The organism is Pseudomonas sp. 86_A (assembly GCF_017491705.1).
In the GTDB taxonomy this organism is placed as follows: domain Bacteria; phylum Pseudomonadota; class Gammaproteobacteria; order Pseudomonadales; family Pseudomonadaceae; genus Aquipseudomonas; species Aquipseudomonas koreensis.
Window position 1 is genome coordinate 130,333 of record NZ_JAFGYS010000014.1, and the last position, 18,312, is coordinate 148,644.

The following is an 18,312-nucleotide window of genomic DNA, read 5'->3' on the forward strand; positions in this document are numbered from 1 at the left end:
GATGGCGCCAGTTCAGGCAATACATCTCTCAACTCAACTTGAACCCACCCATCTGCCGCGCCAGATCATCCGCCAGCTTCTGCAACATCTGACAATCCTCGCGACACGCCCGAACCTCCCCTGCCGTGGCCCGCGCCAGATCGGAAATCCCCTGCACATTGCGGTTGATCTCTTCCGTCACCGCCGATTGCTCTTCGGTCGCCGTCGCCACCTGGTGGTTCATGTCGCTGATGCGCTCGACCTGCCCGGTAATCGCGGTCAACGACGCCCCGGTGCGCTGGCTCGATTCAACGCCAGTGCCGGTCGCCGCTTGCCCGGTGCGCATCGACGACACCGCATTCTCGGCGCCCTGCTTGAGGCTGCCGATCATCTGTTGAATCTCGTCAGTGGAGGCCTGAGTCCTGCGTGCCAGGGTGCGCACTTCGTCCGCCACCACGGCAAACCCGCGGCCCATGTCGCCGGCACGCGCCGCTTCGATGGCGGCGTTGAGCGCCAGCAGGTTGGTCTGCTCGGACACCCCGCGAATCACCGCCAGCACCGAATCGATCGACGCCACCTGATGCGCCAGCTCACCCACCGCCCCCGCCGCGACACCAATCTCATCGGACATGCTTTCTATATGGCGGATCGAGCCACCGACCACTTCCCGCGCCTGCAGCGCTTCATCCCGTGCAGTTTGCGAGGCCAGCGCGGCATTGCCGGCGTTCTGGGCGATTTCCTGCACGGTCAGGCCCATTTCGTGAACGGCGGTCGCGACCATGTCGGTCATTTCCTGCTGGCGTCCGGAGCGCTCGGCGGTGTTTTCCACCACCCTGGCCACTTGGCCGACGGCGGTGCGCAGACGCTCGCTGGTGGTCAGCACTTCGCCGATCATTCCACGCTGGCTGTCGAGGAACCGGTTGAAGCCCCGGGCCAGATCACCCAGCTCATCGGCGCGACTGGAATCTAACCGATGGGTCAAATCTCCACCGCCGCTACCGATTGCTACCAGCGCGGCTGTTACCTGACGAATCGGTCGCACCAGCCCCTGGGCCAGCCATACCACCAGCGCCAGGCACACCAATGCCACCGCCAGGCCGATGCCGCCACTCATCCACATCGCTTTGCGAGCTTCGGCATAGATCTGCGATTGCGGCACTTCGGCCACCAGCGTCCAGCCCAGGTCACGCAGCGGCAGGCTGAAGGCGAGGAAGTCTTCGCCGTCCCGCTGAAAAGAGCTGTTGGTGGCGACTTTTTGACCCATGACCGCTTGCGCCGCCGAAGAGCCGATCTGCTCGCTCAAGGTGCGCTTGCCGCTGAACTGCGCCTCCGGATGGACCTGAATCAAACCGTCGGAACGCACGAGATAGACCTTGCCGCGCTCGCCAAAGCTGAAGTCGTGAATCAGCTCCGACAGCTCTTTCATGCTCAGCCCAAGCCCGGCAACCCCCACCACTTTGCCGGCCTGTTCGACCTTCAAGTCGATGAACAGCGCCAATTCTCCGGTGGCCCCGTCATTGTCGATATTCAGGGTGCGGGGCTGATGGCTGTCGAGGAAGGAATAGAACCAGGCATCGGCCGGTTTCGCGCGGCTAAGGGTGCGATCCAGACCTTTTTCGGTGATGTAGTGATTGGATTCGGTGCCGATGATCAGCGCGGTGAAAGCTTTGTGTTCGGCGCGGATGCCTTCCAGATACTGCGCGAAGGCTGCTGTTTTGCTGCTGTCTTCACCCGAGGCCAGCCAGTCGCGGACCATGCTGTTGCTGGCGATGTCTTTGGCGGCGGTCAGCGGCTGGACGAGGATGCGTTCGATGTCATTGCGCGTCGCTTCGATGCTCGACGGCAGCGCTTGTTCGACCAGATAGCTCTGGGCAAGGCGGTTGACCACCAGGGTATAAATGCCAACCACGATCAGGATGCTGACCAGCAGGGCGGTGCCCATGCTGAGAATCAGCTGCCATTGAATACTGCGACGCCAGAACTGCATGGAGCACCCCCAAAGAATAAGTGGCCGAAACAATGCAACAGCCGTGCCGATTGTATACAACCCAATCAACAATCTATTCTTTGGTTGTGCGCAACTCCATCAGCCCTGATTGATGGTCTTGGCGATGGTTTCGACCGTGGCGCTGACTTGCTCTTGGTAACGGTCGAGTTCTTCCTGGTGCTGTTTCTTCATTTCGATCTGCTGCGAGCACAGATTCATGGCGGCCAACACCAGCAAGCGGTCACCGATCAGTGTCGGGTATTTGCGTTTGGTGTCGGCCAGTGCGGCCTTGAGCATCAGTGCGGCGTCCAGCAGGGTCTGTTCTTCCCCGGCCGGTGCCTTGATCGAATAGTCCTCCCCGAGAATGGAGATGACTTTTACCCCTGCGGTGCCGTGGTTCATGCGCTGACAGGACCTGCGTTGACGCGATCAACCAGGGCCTGGATGCGCGCTGCGGTGGCGCCGTGCTTCTCTTCCTGTTCCATCAGGCTCAGTTGCAGGCTTTCGTTCTCATCCTTGGCCTGGGCCAGTTCCGTGGACAGGGTCTGGTTGGTTTGCGTAAGGGTCTGGTTCTGTTGCACCAGGTCGCTGACGAGCTGTTCCAATTGGCTGAGGGATGCTTCCAACATTTTGATCTTCCAGGCGTTTTTCAAAGGGCGCGTACGATAAAGAAAAGTCACTGCGGATGCCAGGGTTAAACCGGCGCAAGGCCTTGATTTTCCTGGTGGCCGACCGTTCTCGCGAGTTTAAAAGACTGTGATCTGCCGATCTGGTTCCTGCACTTCGTCGCCCAAGCCCTTGTGCGACAAATACGCACACCGCCTCAAGACTTTAGTCGTATGACCGATAAGTCATCCATACAGCAGTCTCAGCCCGCATGGATGCGGCCCTTCCTCGGTATGCACCCATGTCCCTTCGCAATATGAATATCGCCCCCCGGGCGTTCACCGGCTTCGCCCTGATCGGCGGTCTGATGCTGATTCTCGGCGTGTTCGCCTTGAACCAGATGAGCAAAATCCGTGCAGCGGGCGAAGACATCGCCACTGCCAGTGTCCCGTCGATCAAGGCCGTCGATGAATTCACTCAACTGACGCTGCGCCTGCGGGTGCTTTCGTATCGGTTGCTGATCAACCGCGAACCGGACGTGCAGCAAAAAACCATGGAGCTGTTCGAGCTGCGCAACCGGCAAATCGCCGACGCCCAACGCGCCTACGAACCTTTGATCGATGGCCCGCAAGAGCGCGCGGCCTACGATCAGTACGTGCAGCTCTTGGCTCAGTACCGCCAACTCGAAGACCGGATGAAAACCCTGTCGCGCAACAATCAGATCGATGAACTGCGGCAGATGCTCAACTCGGACTTGCTGAGTAACTCGGAGGCGGTGAACACAGCCCTGGCGCGACTGCTGGAGATCAATACCCAGCAAATTGCCGAGACTAATCAGGGTGCAGCCAATCAGTACTCGATGTCGTTCAATCTGGTCGTGACGCTGTTGCTGATCGCCACCGGCCTGACCTTGCTGTTCGCCTGGCTGCTGACCATCAGCATCACCAAGCCGATTTCCAAAGCACTGGACGCCGCGGAAACCATTGCCGAAGGCAACCTGACCCAGCCGATCCACGTGGATGGCACCGACGAAGCCGGGCGTCTGCTGGCCGCCATGGCCAAGATGCAATCGAAATTGCGCGACACCTTGCAGCGCATCTCCGGTTCGGCCACACAACTGGCTTCCGCTGCGGAAGAGCTGAACAGTGTCACCGACGAAAGCGCCCGTGGCCTGACCCAGCAGAACAACGAAATCGAACAGGCCGCCACCGCGGTCAACGAGATGACCAGCGCCGTGGAAGAAGTCGCGCGCAATGCGGTGAGCACTTCGGAAGCCTCGAAGAACGCCACCACCTCGGCGGGCGACGGCCGTGACCTGGTGCAGGAAACCGTCAGCGCCATCGAACGCATGAGCGCCGATGTGCAGAGCACTGCGAACTTGATCGGTGATCTGGCGAATGAATCCCGCGACATCGGCAAGGTGCTGGACGTGATTCGTGGCCTGGCCGATCAGACCAACCTGCTGGCCCTCAACGCCGCGATCGAAGCGGCCCGTGCCGGTGAAGCCGGGCGCGGGTTTGCCGTGGTGGCTGACGAGGTCCGCGCACTGGCCCATCGCACCCAGCAGTCGACCAGCGAGATCGAGCGCATGATCGGCAGCATCCAGAGCGGTACCGAACACGCCGTGGATTCGATGCGCAACAGCACCGAACGCGCCGAGTCGACGCTGAACATCGCCCGTGGTGCCGGAATGTCGCTGGACACTATCAACACCGCCATCGTCGAGATCAACGAGCGCAACCTGGTGATCGCCAGCGCGGCTGAAGAGCAGGCGCAAGTGGCCCGCGAAGTGGATCGCAACCTGGTGAACATCCGCGACCTGTCGGTGCAGTCGGCCACTGGCGCGAATCAGACCAGTGCAGCCAGCAACGAGCTGTCGCGCCTGGCGCTGGATCTGAACAACATGGTTGGGCGGTTCAGCCTGTAACGACATTTCACTTGAAGTAAATGAACGCTCTGTGGCGAGGGAGCTTGCTCCCGCTCCGCGGCGCAGCCGTCGCAATCGAGCCACTGCGTCTGCTCTGAAAAAACCGTAGCGTCTGATTTTTGAGGGCGCTGCGCACCCCGGCGGGAGCAAGCTCCCTCGCCACAGTCATCACATGCCGCACCGCCTGTGTGAGCACGCTGCAAAAACCTTTTTGACAGCATCACATTTCAACAGGTTAGAATCGCTGGCACGCAGACTGCATGGTCAGTTTGTGCCCGTCTTTACGCTTCTGGAGTACTGCCTTTGAATGCGACGACCATCAACAGCCTGTTCTTGATCGGCGCGTTGCTGGTAGGTGCGAGCATTCTTGTCAGCTCACTTTCTTCCCGTCTCGGCATCCCCATTCTGGTGATCATTCTCGCGGTCGGCATGACCGCCGGGGTCGATGGCGGCGGGATCATTTTCGATAACTACCCGACGGCCTATCTGGTCGGCAACCTGGCCCTGGCGGTGATCCTGCTCGACGGTGGCTTGCGCACGCGGGTCTCGAGTTTCCGTGTGGCCTTGTGGCCGGCGCTGTCGCTGGCGACCGTCGGGGTGTTAATCACCACCGGGCTGACCGGCATGGCGGCGGCGTGGCTGTTCGACCTGAACCTGATCCAGGGCTTGTTGATCGGCGCCATCGTCGGCTCCACCGACGCCGCTGCGGTGTTCTCGCTGCTCGGCGGCAAAGGCCTCAACGAACGGGTAACCGCCAGCCTGGAAATCGAATCCGGCAGCAACGACCCGATGGCGGTGTTCCTCACCGTAACCCTGATCGACATGCTCGCCAGCGGCCAGACCGGTCTGCACTGGAGCCTGCTCGGGCACCTGGTGCGCGAGTTCGGCATCGGTGGCGTGATCGGTCTGGGCGGCGGCTGGCTGATGCTGCAACTGGTCAACCGGATCAACCTCGCCACCGGCCTGTACCCGATTCTGGTGATCGCCGGCGGCCTGGTGGTGTTCGCCCTGACCAACGCCCTGCACGGCAGCGGTTTCCTCGCGGTGTACCTGTGCGGCCTGGTGATCGGCAACCGCCCGGTGCGCAGCCGTCACGGCATTCTGCACATGCTCGATGGCATGGCGTGGCTGGCGCAGATCGGCATGTTCCTCGTGCTGGGCCTGCTGGTCACCCCGCATGACCTGCTGCCGATCGCCCTGCCCGCCCTCGGTCTGGCGCTGTGGATGATCCTGTTCGCCCGGCCGCTGTCGGTGCTGGTCGGTCTGCTGCCGTTCAAGGCGTTTCACGGCCGCGAGAAAGCGTTTATTTCCTGGGTCGGTCTGCGCGGCGCGGTACCGATCATTCTGGCGGTGTTCCCGTTGATGGCCGGGCTGCCGAATGCACAGCTGTACTTCAACCTCGCGTTCTTCATCGTGCTGGTGTCGCTGCTGGTCCAGGGCACAAGCCTGCCGTGGGTCGCCAAACTGCTGAAGGTGACGGTACCGCCGGAGCCGGCGCCGATCTCCCGCTCCGCGCTGGAAGTGCACATCACCAGCGAGTGGGAACTGTTCGTTTACAAGCTCGGCGCCGAGAAATGGTGCATCGGGTCACCCCTGCGTGAGCTGAAAATGCCTGAAGGCACGCGCATCGCCGCGCTGTTTCGTGGTCAGCAACTGCTCCATCCGTCGGGTAGTACGGTGCTGGAAGTCGATGATTTGCTGTGTGTTATCGGCCATGAACACAACTTGCCAGCCCTCGGCAAACTGTTCAGTCAGGCGCCGCAACGCGGTCTGGATCTGCGCTTCTTCGGCGACTTCGTGCTCGAAGGAGACGCCCAGCTTAAAGCGGTTGCAGCCCTTTACGGGTTGCCGGCCGAAGGTATCGATCCGGACATGACCCTGGGCGCGTTCATTGCCCACAAGGTCGGTGGTGCACCGATCGTCGGCGACCAGGTGGAGTGGAACAACACCCACTGGACAGTCGCGGTCATGGACGGGAACAAGATCGGCAAAGTGGGCGTCAGATTCCCCGAAGGAAGTCGCCCGGGTCCCGGTCTCTTCCTCTAAACTGCGTCCACTATCACTTGCTTGACCGGTCTCTATGCCTACCCTGCGCTCTTTCTTTTTCGCGGCCCTGCTGGGCCTGAGTCTTTCCGTCGGCCCGCTGTATGCCGCCGAACCACCGTCCAGCGAAGCCGTGCAGGCCAGCCTGGACAAACTGGCCGACAGCAAACTGCCGGATGCCGATAAAAAGGCCCTGCAAACAGTCCTGCAGACCACGCTCACTCAGCTCAACAACCGGCGTGATTACGATCAGAAACTGATCGACCTCAAGCAGCAACTGGCGAGCGCGCCCCGGCAGACCATCGAGAACACCCGCGAACTCACGCGCCTCAAGGCCACGGCGATAGTGCCGGTGGCGCAGCGCTTCCCCAGAGAGTCGATTCAGCAACTAGAGCAGATCCTCACCGATCGCTCGACCCAGCAAAGCGACCTGCAAAAAGCCCTGGCCGACGCCAACAGCCTGATCATCACTGCCCAGACCCGCCCCGAGCGCGCGCAGGCGGAGATTTCCAGCAGCCAGACGCGCATCCAGCAGATCAACAACATCCTCAAGTCCGGCAAGGACGCGGGCAAGACCGTGAGCGCCGAGCAGCGTGATCAGTTGAACGCCGAGCTCGCCGCGCTGAACGCGCTGATCCCGCTGCGCCGTCAGGAACTGGCCGGCAACAGCCAGTTGCAGGATCTGGGCAACAGTCAGCATGACCTGCTCTCGGAGAAATCCGACCGCCTTGACCGCGAAATCCAGGAACTGCAGACCCTGATCAACCAGAAGCGTCTGGCGCAGTCTCAGGAAACCGTCACCCAACAGTCGATCGAGGCGCAAAAGGCCGGCGGCAGCAGCCTGCTCGCCACTGAAAGCGCGGCAAACCTCAAGCTCTCCGATTACTTGCTCAAAAGCACCGACCGCCTCAACGAGGTCACCCAACAGAACCTGCAGACCAAACAGCAACTCGACACTCTGACCCAGAGCGACTCGGCCCTCGACGAGCAGATCAACGTGCTCAAGGGCAGCCTGCTGCTGTCGAAGATCCTCTATAAGCAGAAGCAGGCACTGCCACGGCTCAAGGTCGACCGCGATCTGGCGGACCAGATCGCCGACATTCGCCTGTATCAGTTTGAAGTCAGCCAGCAGCGTGAATTGCTGAGCAACCCGGCGACCTACGTCGACAACCTGCTGTCGACTCAGCCACCGGAACAAGTCACCCCGCAACTGCGCAAGAGCCTGATGGAACTGGCCAACACCCGCGCCGACCTGCTGGAGCGTCTGAACCGCGAACTGAGCGCGGTGCTCAACGAATCGATCACCCTGCAACTCAACCAGAAACAACTGCTGAGCACCGCGCAAAGCCTGCGCGCGACCCTCGATGAGCAGATGTTCTGGATTCCGAGTAACAAGCCGCTGGATATGGAATGGATGCGCAGCGTGCCGGAGCGCCTGAAGCGGCAGATCGATACGCTGCCGTGGGCCTCCAGCCTGAGCGAACTGACCGATGGTCTGATCCAGCGTCCGTTGCTGTTCCTGCCGTTGGCGCTGTTGATCGGTGCCCTGCTGTGGCGACGCAAGAATCTGTACACGCGGCTCAACAAGGTTCATCAGGACATCGGCCACTTCAAGCGCGACAGCCAGTGGCACACGCCACAGGCGATTCTGATCAACATTCTGCTGGCGATGCCGGTGGCGCTCGGCCTGGGCCTGTGCGGCCTGGCCTTGCAGATCGACGCCCGAGGCCAGAACGCCAACATGGGCGCAGCGCTTTTGCAAATGGGTCAGGCATGGCTGGTGTTCTACACCGCCTACCGGATTCTGGCGCCGGGTGGTGTGGCTGAGTTGCACTTCCGCTGGGAAAAACCACAGGTCGAATTCCTTCAAGGCTGGGTGCGGCGCCTGGGTCTGGTGGTCTTGGCGCTGGTGGCGGTGGTTGCCGTTGCCGAACTGCAGCCGGCAGCATTGGCCGACGACGTGCTCGGCATGCCAGTGGTATTGATTTGCTACGCCTTGATGGCATGGTTGCTCAGTCGTTTGCTGATCAGCAGCCCGGCCCACGAAAACGCCTCGCTGTTCCGTAAAGCGGTCGGCGTGATGTTCACCCTGCTACCGATCGCCTTGTTCGTCGCGGTGTGCTTCGGCTACTACTACACCGCGCTGAAACTCAGCGACCGCTTGATCAACACCCTCTACCTGCTGATGTTCTGGCTGGTGATCGAAGCCACCTTCGTTCGTGGTCTGGCGGTTGCTGCACGCCGCCTGGCTTACCAGCGCGCCCTGGCCAAACGCCAGGCTGCCAAAGAGGCCGGCGACGGCGAAGCAGTGATCGAAGAGCCGACCCTGGACATCGAAAAGGTCAATGAACAGTCTCTGCGCCTGATCCGCCTGGCACTGCTCGGCGGTTTCATTGCCGCGCTGTACTGGGTCTGGGCCGACCTGATCTCGGTGTTCTCGTACCTGGACAACATCACCCTCTACGAATACACCAGCGGCACCGGCGCCAATATGAGCATGGTGCCGATCAGCATCGGCGACATGCTCGGCGCGCTGATCATCATCGGCATCACCTTCGCCCTGGCGCGCAACCTGCCGGGTCTGCTGGAAGTGTTCGTGCTGTCGAAACTCAACCTGGCGCAGGGCAGCGCTTATGCGACCACGACGCTGCTGTCCTACGTGATCGCCGGCGTCGGCTTCGTCTCCACCCTGTCGACCCTTGGCGTGAGCTGGGACAAGCTGCAGTGGCTGGTAGCGGCGCTGTCGGTGGGTCTCGGTTTCGGGATGCAGGAGATTTTTGCGAACTTCATCTCCGGCATCATGATCCTGTTCGAACGCCCGGTACGGATCGGCGACACCATCACCATCGGCAACCTGTCGGGCACCGTGAGCAAGATCCGCATCCGCGCCACGACCATCACCGACTTCGACCGCAAGGACATCATTGTCCCGAACAAGACGTTCATCACCGGGCAACTGATCAACTGGTCGCTGACCGACACCATCACCCGGGTCACGCTGAAACTTGGTGTCGATTACGGCTCCGACCTGGATCTGGTCAGGGAGCTTCTGCTCAAGGCCGCCCGGGAAAACCCGCGTGTTCTGAAAGAACCCGAGCCGCACGTGTACTTCCTCAACTTCGGCGAAAGCACCCTCGATCACGAATTGCGCATGCACGTGCGTGACCTCGGTGACCGCAACCCGGTGATCGACGAAGTGAACCGCTTCATCAACCGCGAGTTCAAGAAGCAGCACATCAACATCTCGTTCCGGCAGATGGAGGTGTACCTGAAGAACCTCCACGGTCAGGAATACAAGTTGGTGCCCATCGAAGACGAGAACAAAACCATCGTCCCGATCGGCGCGGAGCAAAAGCCGCTGCAAGAGCCGCCGCCAGCCAAACTCGACTAACCGGCCTATTCCCAGCAGAATGCTCGGACATTCTGCTGGAGCCGGCCCTTGAAAGCCCTCGACGAACTGACCTTCGACAATCGCTTCGCCCGCCTGGGCGATGCGTTCTCCGCCCACGTGCTGCCCGAGCCGATCGACAATCCGCGTCTGGTCGTCGCCAGCCAGGCGGCCCTGGCCTTGCTCGATCTCGACCCGACGACGGCTGACACCCAAGAATTTGCGGAACTGTTCGGCGGCCACAAGCTGTGGGCGGATGCCGAGCCGCGAGCGATGGTCTATTCCGGGCACCAGTTCGGCGGCTACACGCCACAACTGGGCGATGGACGCGGGCTGTTGCTGGGCGAGGTCTATAACCAGGCCGGCGAACACTGGGACCTGCACCTAAAGGGCGCCGGGCAGACACCGTTTTCACGCATGGGCGATGGCCGTGCGGTGCTGCGTTCGTCGATCCGTGAATTCCTCGCGTCCGAAGCCTTGTACGCGCTGAACATTCCGTCTTCGCGGGCAGCCTGCGTGATCGGCTCCGACACCCCGGTGTGGCGCGAAAAGCAGGAACGCGCGGCGATGGTTCTGCGCCTGGCGCCGAGTCATGTCCGTTTCGGCCACTTCGAATACTTCTACTACACCAAGCGTCCCGAGCAGCAGAAGCAACTCGGCGAGCACGTACTGGCGATGCACTTTCCCGAGTGTCTGGAGCAGCCGGAACCGTATCTGGCGATGTTCCGCGAGATCGTCGAGCGCAATGCCGAACTGATCGCCAAGTGGCAGGCCTATGGCTTCTGCCACGGCGTGATGAACACCGACAACATGTCGATCCTCGGCATCACCTTCGACTTCGGCCCGTTCGCCTTCCTCGACGATTTCGATGCCAACTTCATCTGCAACCACTCCGATGATCAGGGCCGCTACTCGTTCAGCAACCAGGTGCCGATCGGCCAGTGGAACCTCAGTGCCCTGGCCCAGGCCCTGACGCCGTTCATCAGCGTCGAGGCCCTGCGCGAAACCCTCGGCCTGTACCTGCCACTGTTCCAGGCGCATTACCTCGACCTGATGCGCCGCCGCCTCGGCTTCACCACCGCCGAGGATGACGACCAGAAACTGCTCGAAGACCTGCTGCAATTGATGCAGAACAGCGGGGTCGACTACACCTTGTTCTTCCGCCGCCTCGGCGAAGAGTCAGCAGAACAGGCGGTCGCCCGATTGCGCGATGACTTCGTCGACATCAAGGGCTTCGACGCCTGGGCCGAGCGTTACGTGGCGCGCGTTGCCCGCGATGGCGACAGCGATCAGCAGCAACGCCGGGCGCGGATGCACGCGGTCAATCCGCTGTACATCTTGCGCAACTACTTGGCGCAGAAGGCTATCGATGCCGCCGAGCAAGGCGACTACTCAGAAGTGCGCCGGCTGCACGCGGTGCTGAGCACGCCGTTCGACGAACAGCCGGGGATGGAAGGTTATGCCGAGCGGCCGCCGGAGTGGGGCAAGCATCTGGAGATCAGTTGTTCGTCTTGAGGCGCACTAGATGAATACGTCTACAGGCACCTTAAAGTAGTCGGCCAACCAGCGAACTTGCCGCAGGTTCAACTTGCGCTTGCCGTTGAGAATTTCCGAAACAACGGATTGAGTACCCACACCCGGCAGGTCGCTCTGAGTCAGTCCATGTTCGCGCATCAGGTAGCCGAGGACCTCTTCGCCGCTCGCTTCAGCCATCGGATGGTGTGTGCGATCCCACTCCGCAATCCAGTCACTGATGATGTCCACCAGACTCGCAAGTGGATGGGACTCATCATCACCGGTTATCTCAAGGATCTCTTCGACTGCCTGAACCAAGGCATCGTAATCCTTTTCATTTTTCGGTTTGCGAAGCAACGGAGAGACAAACTCCCAGTGCTCGGCAACCGTCTTGATCAAACTACTCATACCTTCCCTCCTTCCATTTGCCCCGAGCGTATTCGCGGTGGTCGAGCACATGCTTGATGTAGAGCCTTTGTGATCGATAACTGACAAAGGCGATCAACCTCAGTTTGTTGCCACCAATGTCGAAAACGTGGAGATCACCCACCTTGTCAGTCGCAGGAAATAACGACTTCATTGCCGCGAAGTCCTTTGGATAACTCCTGCTTGCCAGACGAAACCACTGCGCTAGCGCGCTTGCTGCCTGTGGCCACCGCTCCTTGGCCTCTCGAATGGGTTTTTCACTGAACACATGCATGCAACATCCTTATCGCATTTTGCTATGGAAAGTTAATCACAGATCAAAATTATCGCAAGTTGCGATAAAGGCAGACAGACCAACGGGCTCGCCTGGTACGTCTCAGCCTAGGTCTCAAGTCGAAAACACGTCATTGAAAATATGAGCAAACGTCTCCAACTAGGGTTTATCGCCCTTCACTGGACCTCGCTCATGACCCACCCACTGCTGATCCCCTGCCCCGTCTGCAACGGCCTCAACCGCATCCCCGCCGAACGCCTGGGCGATCAACCGAAGTGCGGGCGTTGCAAATCCGAGGTGCTGTCGAGCAAACCGTTCGAACTCAAGCAAGGCGATTACGCCAGCCAGATCAAAGGTGATCTGCCGTTATTGGTGGATGTTTGGGCGGACTGGTGCGGGCCGTGCAAGTCGTTTGCGCCGGTGTTCGAGCAGGCGGCCGCGCAGTTGGCGGGCAAGTGCCGCTTGGCCAAGCTCGACAGCGAGGCCAATCAACAGTTGTCGGCGCAGTTGGGGATTCGTTCGATTCCGAGTCTGATTCTGTTCAAGAACGGCCGGGAAGTGGCGCGTCAGAGCGGTGCGTTTCCGTTGCCGCAGTTGATGGCGTGGCTGCGTAGCCAAGGCATCTGATACCACACAGAACCCAATGTGGGAGTGAGCCTGCTCGCGATGGCGTCCGGTCAATCAACTCATATGTTGGCTGACAGGACGCCATCGCGAGCAGGCTCACTCCTACAGGGGATCTGCGTCGCTCAGCAGATCAGTGGTCTTCGAGCAGGTTGTGCAGCTCGACGAACTGCTGCGTCAGCTTGTGCCGTGGGTCGAGGTGGATCAGCGGCGTGCTGGCCTGGTGCGACTCACGCATGCGTACTGAACTGCTCAAGTACACCGGCAGCACCGGCAAGCCTTCAGCGATCAACTCATCAAGCATCTGCTGCGGCAGGCTGGCCCGGGCCTGGAACTGGTTGACCACAATGCCTTCGACTTCCAGGCCTTCGTTGTGGTCCTCCTTCAACTCTTCGATTTCCGCCAGCAGCCCGTAGAGTGCCTGCCGCGAGAAGCTGTCGCAATCGAAGGGAATCAGCACACGATCGGCGGCAATCAATGCCGAAACCGCATAAAAATTCAGCGCCGGCGGCGTGTCGAGGTAGATCCGGTCGTAATCTTCCGACAACTCGTCCAGCAACTTACGCAGCTTGTTGATCTTGTGCTTGGCCTCGAGCTTGGGCTGCAGATCAGCCAGCTCAGCGGTCGCGGTGATGATGTGCAGGTTGTCGAACGGGGTTTCATAGATATCGGCCTGATTTTTCTTCGAGAACGGCCCTGAAGACAGGGTTTGCTTGAAGAAATCGGCAATGCCCATCGGTATCTCATTCCCGGTGAGCCCCGTCAGATACTGAGTGGAATTGGCCTGGGCATCGAGGTCCACCAACAGCGTGCGATAGCCCTCGCTGGCACTGACCGCTGCCAGATTGCAGGCAATGCTGGATTTGCCCACGCCACCTTTCTGATTGAACACCACGCGCCGCATGACAAAACCTCCGTGTATCAAAGAATGACCGAGTGTAGATGCGCGCGGGTTGGCTTCGCCACCTCCACGGATGCGGACTACAGAGTCAGGTGCAAATATCCCCAGGGCAACAGAGCAAAAACTGCCATTGATCGCCGAGATGCCCGACAGACAAACCTCCGCCAGAGTGGATAATGGCCAGTTGACAGCTTTTCCACGAACCAATCAGTACATTTAGCTGCGCAAAATGTAACCAGCATTTGCTACACACTCGTCGCACCGGGATAATGCGCGCCACCCGAACGTCAGGCGCCACGCCGCGTCCGGGAACGTCAGCACAGCCCAGCTGCGGCTTTGGCGACTCAACGCGTCAATACAAGCCCGCAGGGGCGGGATAATGTCCGTGATCAACTTCAACATCGCCCAATGGCGCGCGTGGGCCCCGGGGCTCGACAGCGTGGACGCCTGGCAGGCCTGGAGCCGACAACCGGTCGTGCTCCAGAGCAGCGATGCCGCGCCCGATGTGTCGTTCCTGCCGGCCATGCAACGCCGACGTCTCAGTCGCCTAGCGCGGATGGCGTTCAGTGTCGGCTGGCCGCTGGCCGACGGACGGGAAAACCTGCCGTTGGTGTTTGTTTCGCGGCACGGCGAAACCCCGCGTACCTTTGAAATCCTCAGTGACCTGGCCAAGGACGAGCCGTTGTCGCCGACGCAGTTCAGCCTGTCGGTGCACAACGCAATCATCGGCCTGTGGTCGATCATGCGTGGCGAAACCAGCGAAATGACCGCCCTCGCGGCAGCCGGCGACGGCCTCGAACACGGCATGCTCGAAGCCGCGGCCCTGCTCGACGAAGGCGCTTCGGCCGTGCTGCTGATCATCACCGAAGAACAGCCGCCCCAGGCGTACTCGCAGTGGATCGATGACGTGCCCTTCCCCTATGCCGTCGGCCTGTTGCTCACCCCGGGTACCGACTGGCGGCTGACCCTGAACAGCGGCCCGGAAGCAGTGTCCAAAGCGCACTGGCCACACGCACTGAATCTGTTGCGAACCCTGCTCGGTCAGCAATCCTCTTGCCAACATGCCTGGAAAAATCGTGTATGGACCTGGCAACGCAACCCGTGACCGAGAAAAACCGCGACGCCTACTACTGGCGTCTGCTGGCCACTGCCGCCAGTTTTGCTCTGTTCGGGCTGGGCGGGCTGTGCCTGCGCGTACTGGTGTTTCCACTGCTCGGCTGCCTGCCCGGGGATGCGCTGAAACATCGGCAGCGCGCGCGGCAGACTGTCAGCCGGCTGTTCTGGTTTTTTGTGCGGTTCATGGCCCGTACCGGCGTGCTGACCTACGACATTCAAGGGGCTGAACGCCTTGGCCGCCCGGGGCAGATGATCATCGCCAATCACCCGTCGCTGATCGACGTGGTGTTCCTGATCGGCCTGGTGCGCCAGGCCAATTGCGTGGTGAAGAAAAGCCTGTGGGAAAACCCCTTCACCCGTGGCCCGCTGCGCAGCACCGAATACATCAGCAATGACGGCAGCATGGACATGCTCGACGCCGCCGCCGAATCGTTGCAAAACGGCCAGACCCTGATCATTTTCCCCGAGGGCACCCGTACCCAGCCGGGGCAGGCACCGGCCTTTCATCGGGGGGCCGCGGCGATTGCCCTGCGCGGTGCGAAAATCCTTACCCCGGTGGTCATCAAGGTCAATCCGACCACCCTGACCAAAGCCGAACCCTGGTATCGGATCCCCCGCCGCCGCGTGCACTTCAGTTTTCGTGTCGGGGCCGATATAGATCCACAGACTTTCGCCACGCAAGGCCCCGCCCCGCAGGCCTCGCGCAAGCTCAACGATTATTTGCACACCTACTTCATCAAGGAGCTCGCCGAAGATGAGCGATCTGCACCGTGACATTAAAGAGCTGATCATCGATGCCCTCGGCCTCGAAGACATCAGCCCCGACGATATCGGCGACGACATGACCCTGTTCGGCGAAGGCCTGGGCCTGGATTCCGTCGACGCGCTGGAACTGGGTCTGGCGATCCAGAAAAAGTACGGCATCAAGATCGACGCCGACGCCAAAGACACCCGCAACCACTTCACCAACGTGGCGAGCCTTGCGGCGTTCGTCACGGCAAAACAGGCAGCTTGAGACCGGACCATGCAAACTCGTGACGACATTTTCAACACCCTGCGCGATGCCTTGGTCGAGCTGTTCGAACTGGATCCGGCGCGCATCAGCCTGGCATCCAACCTGTATCAGGATCTGGAAATCGACAGCATCGACGCGGTCGACCTGATCGATCACATCAAACGTCAGACCGGCAAGAAAATCGCCGCCGAAGAATTCAAGTCGGTGCGTACCGTCGGTGACGTGGTCGAGGCGGTCTACCGTCTGGTTCAACCGGCCGCATGAGCCGACTGATCGGCCTCGGCCTGCTGCTGGCGGGCCTGCTGTACCCCTTTGCGGTGTATTTCGGCATGGAGCACTTCGCCCCGTGGCAGTTCGGGCTGCTGCTGGGCAGCCTGTGGCTGGCGCGGGCGCTGACCGGCGAGCGCAAGCCCGGCAGTCTGTGGATGGCCTGCGTGGCGATCGTGTTCTGCCTGTTGCTGGCGCTGTTCGACAGCCCGCTGTTGCTGCGCTGGTACCCGGTGCTGATCAGCGGCTTCATGCTGATGCTGTTCAGCCTGAGCCTGAAATGGGGACCGCCGATGGTCGAGCGCCTGGCGCGGATCCGCGAGCCGCAACTGCCGCCCGAGGCGATCCGCTACACCCGCCAGGTCACCGTGGCCTGGAGCGTGTTTTTCTTCTGCAACGGTTTGTGCGCCGCCCTCCTGACCCTGTGGGCGCCGCTGAATTGGTGGATGTTGTACACCGGCCTGATCTCTTACGGATTGATCGGCCTGATGTTTGCCATTGAATGGCTGATACGACAACGGGTAAGAGGCCGTAAATGAACTGGATAAAACTTGAGCACCTGTTGCTCAAGGCCCTGCCGGGGCGAGTGATCACCGACGCCCCGGCCCTCGACCACGCGCAACTGCGCGAACAGGCGCTGAGGATTGCCGCCGGCCTGCACGCACGCGGCGTGCAGCATATGGCGGTGCATCTGGAAGACGCCGCCGACCTCGCCATCGCCCTGCTCGGTGCCTGGCGCGCCGGTGTCAGTGTGCTGCTGCCTTCCGACCTGCAAGCGCAGACCCGCCAGCGCTGGTCGAGTGAAGTCGATCTGTGGCTGACCGATCACGACGATGATGCTCACTTGAACGACCTGCTGCAGCCGGCCCTGCCCGGCGCTGAACTGGATCTCGATCAGTGTCGCTTGAGCCTGTGCACCTCCGGCTCCAGCGGTGAGCCCAAGCGCATCGACAAGAGCCTGCGCCAGTTGGCCAACGAGGTCGAGGCACTGGAACAACTGTGGGGCGCGGATCTGGGTCAAGCCTGCATCATCGGCAGTGTCGCTACTCAACACATCTACGGTTTGCTGTTCCGCGTGCTGTGGCCGCTGTGCGCCGGGCGCGGGTTTGTGCGCAAACAACTGGCGTTCCCGGAAGACCTGCAACGCGCCAGCCGCGAACACCCGGCGTTTGCCTGGGTCGCCAGCCCGGCGCTGCTCAAGCGCATGGGCGACAACCTCGACTGGCCGGCGCTGAGCGCCGTGCGCCGGGTGTTTTCCTCCGGCGGCGCATTGCCGGCAGATGCCGCGCACAGCCTGCAGCAACGTCTGCAACAGTGGCCGACGGAAATCCTCGGCAGCTCGGAAACCGGCGGCATCGCCTGGCGTCAGGGCGCCAGCCTGTGGCAGCCCTTCGCCGGGGTCGAACTGAGCCAGGACGCCGATGGCGCCCTGCTCATCGCTTCACCGTACCTGCCGGTCGGGCATGTCGAACACACCGCCGATGCCGCAAGCATCGCTGCCGACGGTCGCTTCGAACTGTTGGGACGGCTGGACCGCATCGTCAAACTCGAAGAAAAACGCATTTCCCTACCGATGCTGGAGCAAGCGCTGGTCGCCCATGATTGGGTCGCCGAAGCGCGCCTCGGTGTGGTGCAGGAAAATCGTGCCGTCCTCGGCGCCTTGCTGGTGCTCAGTGAAGAAGGCCTGTTTGCCTTGCGCGAACATGGCCGCCGCAGCCTGACCGAAGCCCTGCGCAAACACTTGAGCGAGCATTGCGAAGCCCTGGCCTTGCCCCGGCGCTGGCGTCTGGTGCGGCAACTGCCGCTGAACAGCCAGGGCAAGTTGCCACAAGCCGACATCGAAGCGCTGCTGCTGGCGCCACGGCCGAAAGTCCCGGAAGTGCTGGAACAGGTCGAAACCGCTGGCGAGTGGAGCCTGCAACTGGCGGTGCCGGCGGACCTGGCCTACTTCAGCGGGCACTTCCCCAAGGCCCCGGTGCTGCCTGGTGTGGTGCAAGTGGAATGGGCGCTGCAACTTGGTCAGCAACTGCTGGACCTGCCCGGTAAATTTGCCGGCATGGAAGTGCTGAAGTTCCAGCAACTGGTGCGCCCCGGCGATGAAATCCAGCTGCACCTGCGCTTCGATCGCGAGCGCGGCAAGCTGTATTTCGCCTACCGCAATGACACGGCCACCTGCTCCAGCGGCCGGATTCTTTTAGGGGCTGAGAATGCATAACCGGTGGCGAGGGAGCTTGCTCCCGCTGG

At 61.2% G+C, this 18,312-nt stretch carries 17 protein-coding genes; 11 read left to right on the forward strand and 6 right to left on the reverse strand.

Going from position 1 to position 18,312, the window contains the following annotated elements; genetic code table 11:
- Window positions 1–28: 28 nt before the first annotated feature.
- From J5M57_RS21570 to J5M57_RS21580, 3 genes are all read right to left on the reverse strand, one after another.
- Window positions 29–1,966, reverse strand: coding sequence for a methyl-accepting chemotaxis protein (locus J5M57_RS21570; protein WP_207849156.1), 1,938 nt, complete (start codon window positions 1,964–1,966; stop codon window positions 29–31).
- 99 nt (window positions 1,967–2,065) lie between these two features.
- A complete protein-coding gene (locus J5M57_RS21575) occupies window positions 2,066–2,368 on the reverse strand; it encodes a cell division protein ZapA (RefSeq protein WP_003220971.1) in 303 nt (100 codons plus the stop codon).
- The gene (locus J5M57_RS21580; protein ID WP_003220969.1) at window positions 2,365–2,595 is read right to left on the reverse strand and encodes a hypothetical protein; all 231 of its coding nucleotides are present in this window, start codon (window positions 2,593–2,595) and stop codon (window positions 2,365–2,367) included. Before J5M57_RS21580 ends, J5M57_RS21575 begins: the two co-directional genes overlap by 4 nt.
- Before the next feature lie 278 nt (window positions 2,596–2,873).
- Between J5M57_RS21580 and J5M57_RS21585 the strand changes: the two genes are divergently transcribed.
- The 4 genes from J5M57_RS21585 (at window position 2,874) to selO (ending at window position 11,445) form a co-directional block, all read left to right on the forward strand.
- Window positions 2,874–4,499 (forward strand): methyl-accepting chemotaxis protein, encoded by a 1,626-nt coding sequence (locus J5M57_RS21585; protein ID WP_064585637.1) that lies wholly within the window; start codon window positions 2,874–2,876, stop codon window positions 4,497–4,499.
- 303 nt (window positions 4,500–4,802) lie between these two features.
- Window positions 4,803–6,545 carry a potassium/proton antiporter gene (locus tag J5M57_RS21590; protein WP_064585636.1) on the forward strand — a complete coding sequence of 581 codons (1,743 nt, stop codon included), beginning with the start codon at window positions 4,803–4,805 and terminating at the stop codon, window positions 6,543–6,545.
- Window positions 6,546–6,579: 34 nt separating this feature from the next.
- Window positions 6,580–9,933 carry a mechanosensitive channel MscK gene (mscK, locus tag J5M57_RS21595; RefSeq protein WP_207849157.1) on the forward strand — a complete coding sequence of 1,118 codons (3,354 nt, stop codon included), beginning with the start codon at window positions 6,580–6,582 and terminating at the stop codon, window positions 9,931–9,933.
- 48 nt (window positions 9,934–9,981) lie between these two features.
- Window positions 9,982–11,445 carry a protein adenylyltransferase SelO gene (gene selO, locus J5M57_RS21600; RefSeq protein WP_207849158.1) on the forward strand — a complete coding sequence of 488 codons (1,464 nt, stop codon included), beginning with the start codon at window positions 9,982–9,984 and terminating at the stop codon, window positions 11,443–11,445.
- 6 nt (window positions 11,446–11,451) lie between these two features.
- Here the strand turns inward: selO and J5M57_RS21605 are convergent, their stop codons facing one another.
- Both J5M57_RS21605 and J5M57_RS21610 read right to left on the reverse strand, forming a co-directional pair.
- The gene (locus J5M57_RS21605; RefSeq protein WP_207849159.1) at window positions 11,452–11,853 is read right to left on the reverse strand and encodes a transcriptional regulator; all 402 of its coding nucleotides are present in this window, start codon (window positions 11,851–11,853) and stop codon (window positions 11,452–11,454) included.
- Window positions 11,846–12,145, reverse strand: a complete 300-nt coding sequence (locus J5M57_RS21610; protein ID WP_207849160.1) for a type II toxin-antitoxin system HigB family toxin — start codon at window positions 12,143–12,145, stop codon at window positions 11,846–11,848. Before J5M57_RS21610 ends, J5M57_RS21605 begins: the two co-directional genes overlap by 8 nt.
- 192 nt (window positions 12,146–12,337) lie before the next feature.
- Between J5M57_RS21610 and trxC the strand changes: the two genes are divergently transcribed.
- On the forward strand, window positions 12,338–12,772 hold the full coding sequence (trxC, locus tag J5M57_RS21615) for a thioredoxin TrxC (protein WP_207849161.1): 435 nt from the start codon (window positions 12,338–12,340) through the stop codon (window positions 12,770–12,772).
- 130 nt (window positions 12,773–12,902) lie between these two features.
- Here trxC and J5M57_RS21620 read toward each other — a convergent pair whose 3' ends face one another.
- Window positions 12,903–13,673, reverse strand: a complete 771-nt coding sequence (locus J5M57_RS21620) for a ParA family protein (protein ID WP_207849162.1) — start codon at window positions 13,671–13,673, stop codon at window positions 12,903–12,905.
- A 376-nt stretch (window positions 13,674–14,049) separates the two neighbouring features.
- On the opposite strand from J5M57_RS21620, the gene J5M57_RS21625 reads away from it, so the two are divergent.
- From J5M57_RS21625 to J5M57_RS21650, 6 genes are read left to right on the forward strand one after another with little or no spacing between them, the layout of a single operon-like run.
- A complete protein-coding gene (locus J5M57_RS21625; RefSeq protein ID WP_207849163.1) occupies window positions 14,050–14,775 on the forward strand; it encodes a beta-ketoacyl synthase chain length factor in 726 nt (241 codons plus the stop codon).
- The gene (locus J5M57_RS21630; protein WP_169842577.1) at window positions 14,751–15,560 is read left to right on the forward strand and encodes a lysophospholipid acyltransferase family protein; all 810 of its coding nucleotides are present in this window, start codon (window positions 14,751–14,753) and stop codon (window positions 15,558–15,560) included. The genes J5M57_RS21625 and J5M57_RS21630 overlap by 25 nt, the downstream gene beginning before the upstream one ends.
- Window positions 15,541–15,801: a phosphopantetheine-binding protein gene (locus tag J5M57_RS21635; protein WP_064585627.1), complete on the forward strand. Its 261-nt coding sequence runs from the start codon at window positions 15,541–15,543 to the stop codon at window positions 15,799–15,801. The genes J5M57_RS21630 and J5M57_RS21635 overlap by 20 nt, the downstream gene beginning before the upstream one ends.
- 9 nt (window positions 15,802–15,810) lie before the next feature.
- Complete coding sequence (locus tag J5M57_RS21640) at window positions 15,811–16,065, forward strand: acyl carrier protein (protein WP_064585626.1); 255 nt, start codon at window positions 15,811–15,813, stop codon at window positions 16,063–16,065.
- Window positions 16,062–16,607, forward strand: a complete 546-nt coding sequence (locus tag J5M57_RS21645) for a hypothetical protein (protein ID WP_083367227.1) — start codon at window positions 16,062–16,064, stop codon at window positions 16,605–16,607. The genes J5M57_RS21640 and J5M57_RS21645 overlap by 4 nt, the downstream gene beginning before the upstream one ends.
- On the forward strand, window positions 16,604–18,283 hold the full coding sequence (locus J5M57_RS21650) for an acyl-CoA synthetase family protein (protein ID WP_207849164.1): 1,680 nt from the start codon (window positions 16,604–16,606) through the stop codon (window positions 18,281–18,283). Before J5M57_RS21645 ends, J5M57_RS21650 begins: the two co-directional genes overlap by 4 nt.
- The last annotated feature ends 29 nt before the right edge of the window (window positions 18,284–18,312 follow it).

Bases quoted from the DNA above. Each gene is read 5' to 3' on its own strand.
- J5M57_RS21570 (WP_207849156.1), bottom strand. From the start codon at position 1,966: ATGCAGTTCTGGCGTCGCAGTATTCAATGGCAGCTGATTCTCAGCATG.
- J5M57_RS21575 (WP_003220971.1), bottom strand. From the start codon at position 2,368: ATGAACCACGGCACCGCAGGGGTAAAAGTCATCTCCATTCTCGGGGAG.
- J5M57_RS21580 (WP_003220969.1), bottom strand. From the start codon at position 2,595: ATGTTGGAAGCATCCCTCAGCCAATTGGAACAGCTCGTCAGCGACCTG.
- J5M57_RS21585 (WP_064585637.1), top strand. From the start codon at position 2,874: ATGTCCCTTCGCAATATGAATATCGCCCCCCGGGCGTTCACCGGCTTC.
- mscK (WP_207849157.1), top strand. From the start codon at position 6,580: ATGCCTACCCTGCGCTCTTTCTTTTTCGCGGCCCTGCTGGGCCTGAGT.
- J5M57_RS21605 (WP_207849159.1), bottom strand. From the start codon at position 11,853: ATGAGTAGTTTGATCAAGACGGTTGCCGAGCACTGGGAGTTTGTCTCT.
- J5M57_RS21610 (WP_207849160.1), bottom strand. From the start codon at position 12,145: ATGCATGTGTTCAGTGAAAAACCCATTCGAGAGGCCAAGGAGCGGTGG.
- trxC (WP_207849161.1), top strand. From the start codon at position 12,338: ATGACCCACCCACTGCTGATCCCCTGCCCCGTCTGCAACGGCCTCAAC.
- J5M57_RS21620 (WP_207849162.1), bottom strand. From the start codon at position 13,673: ATGCGGCGCGTGGTGTTCAATCAGAAAGGTGGCGTGGGCAAATCCAGC.
- J5M57_RS21625 (WP_207849163.1), top strand. From the start codon at position 14,050: ATGTCCGTGATCAACTTCAACATCGCCCAATGGCGCGCGTGGGCCCCG.
- J5M57_RS21630 (WP_169842577.1), top strand. From the start codon at position 14,751: ATGGACCTGGCAACGCAACCCGTGACCGAGAAAAACCGCGACGCCTAC.
- J5M57_RS21635 (WP_064585627.1), top strand. From the start codon at position 15,541: ATGAGCGATCTGCACCGTGACATTAAAGAGCTGATCATCGATGCCCTC.
- J5M57_RS21640 (WP_064585626.1), top strand. From the start codon at position 15,811: ATGCAAACTCGTGACGACATTTTCAACACCCTGCGCGATGCCTTGGTC.
- J5M57_RS21645 (WP_083367227.1), top strand. From the start codon at position 16,062: ATGAGCCGACTGATCGGCCTCGGCCTGCTGCTGGCGGGCCTGCTGTAC.
- J5M57_RS21650 (WP_207849164.1), top strand. From the start codon at position 16,604: ATGAACTGGATAAAACTTGAGCACCTGTTGCTCAAGGCCCTGCCGGGG.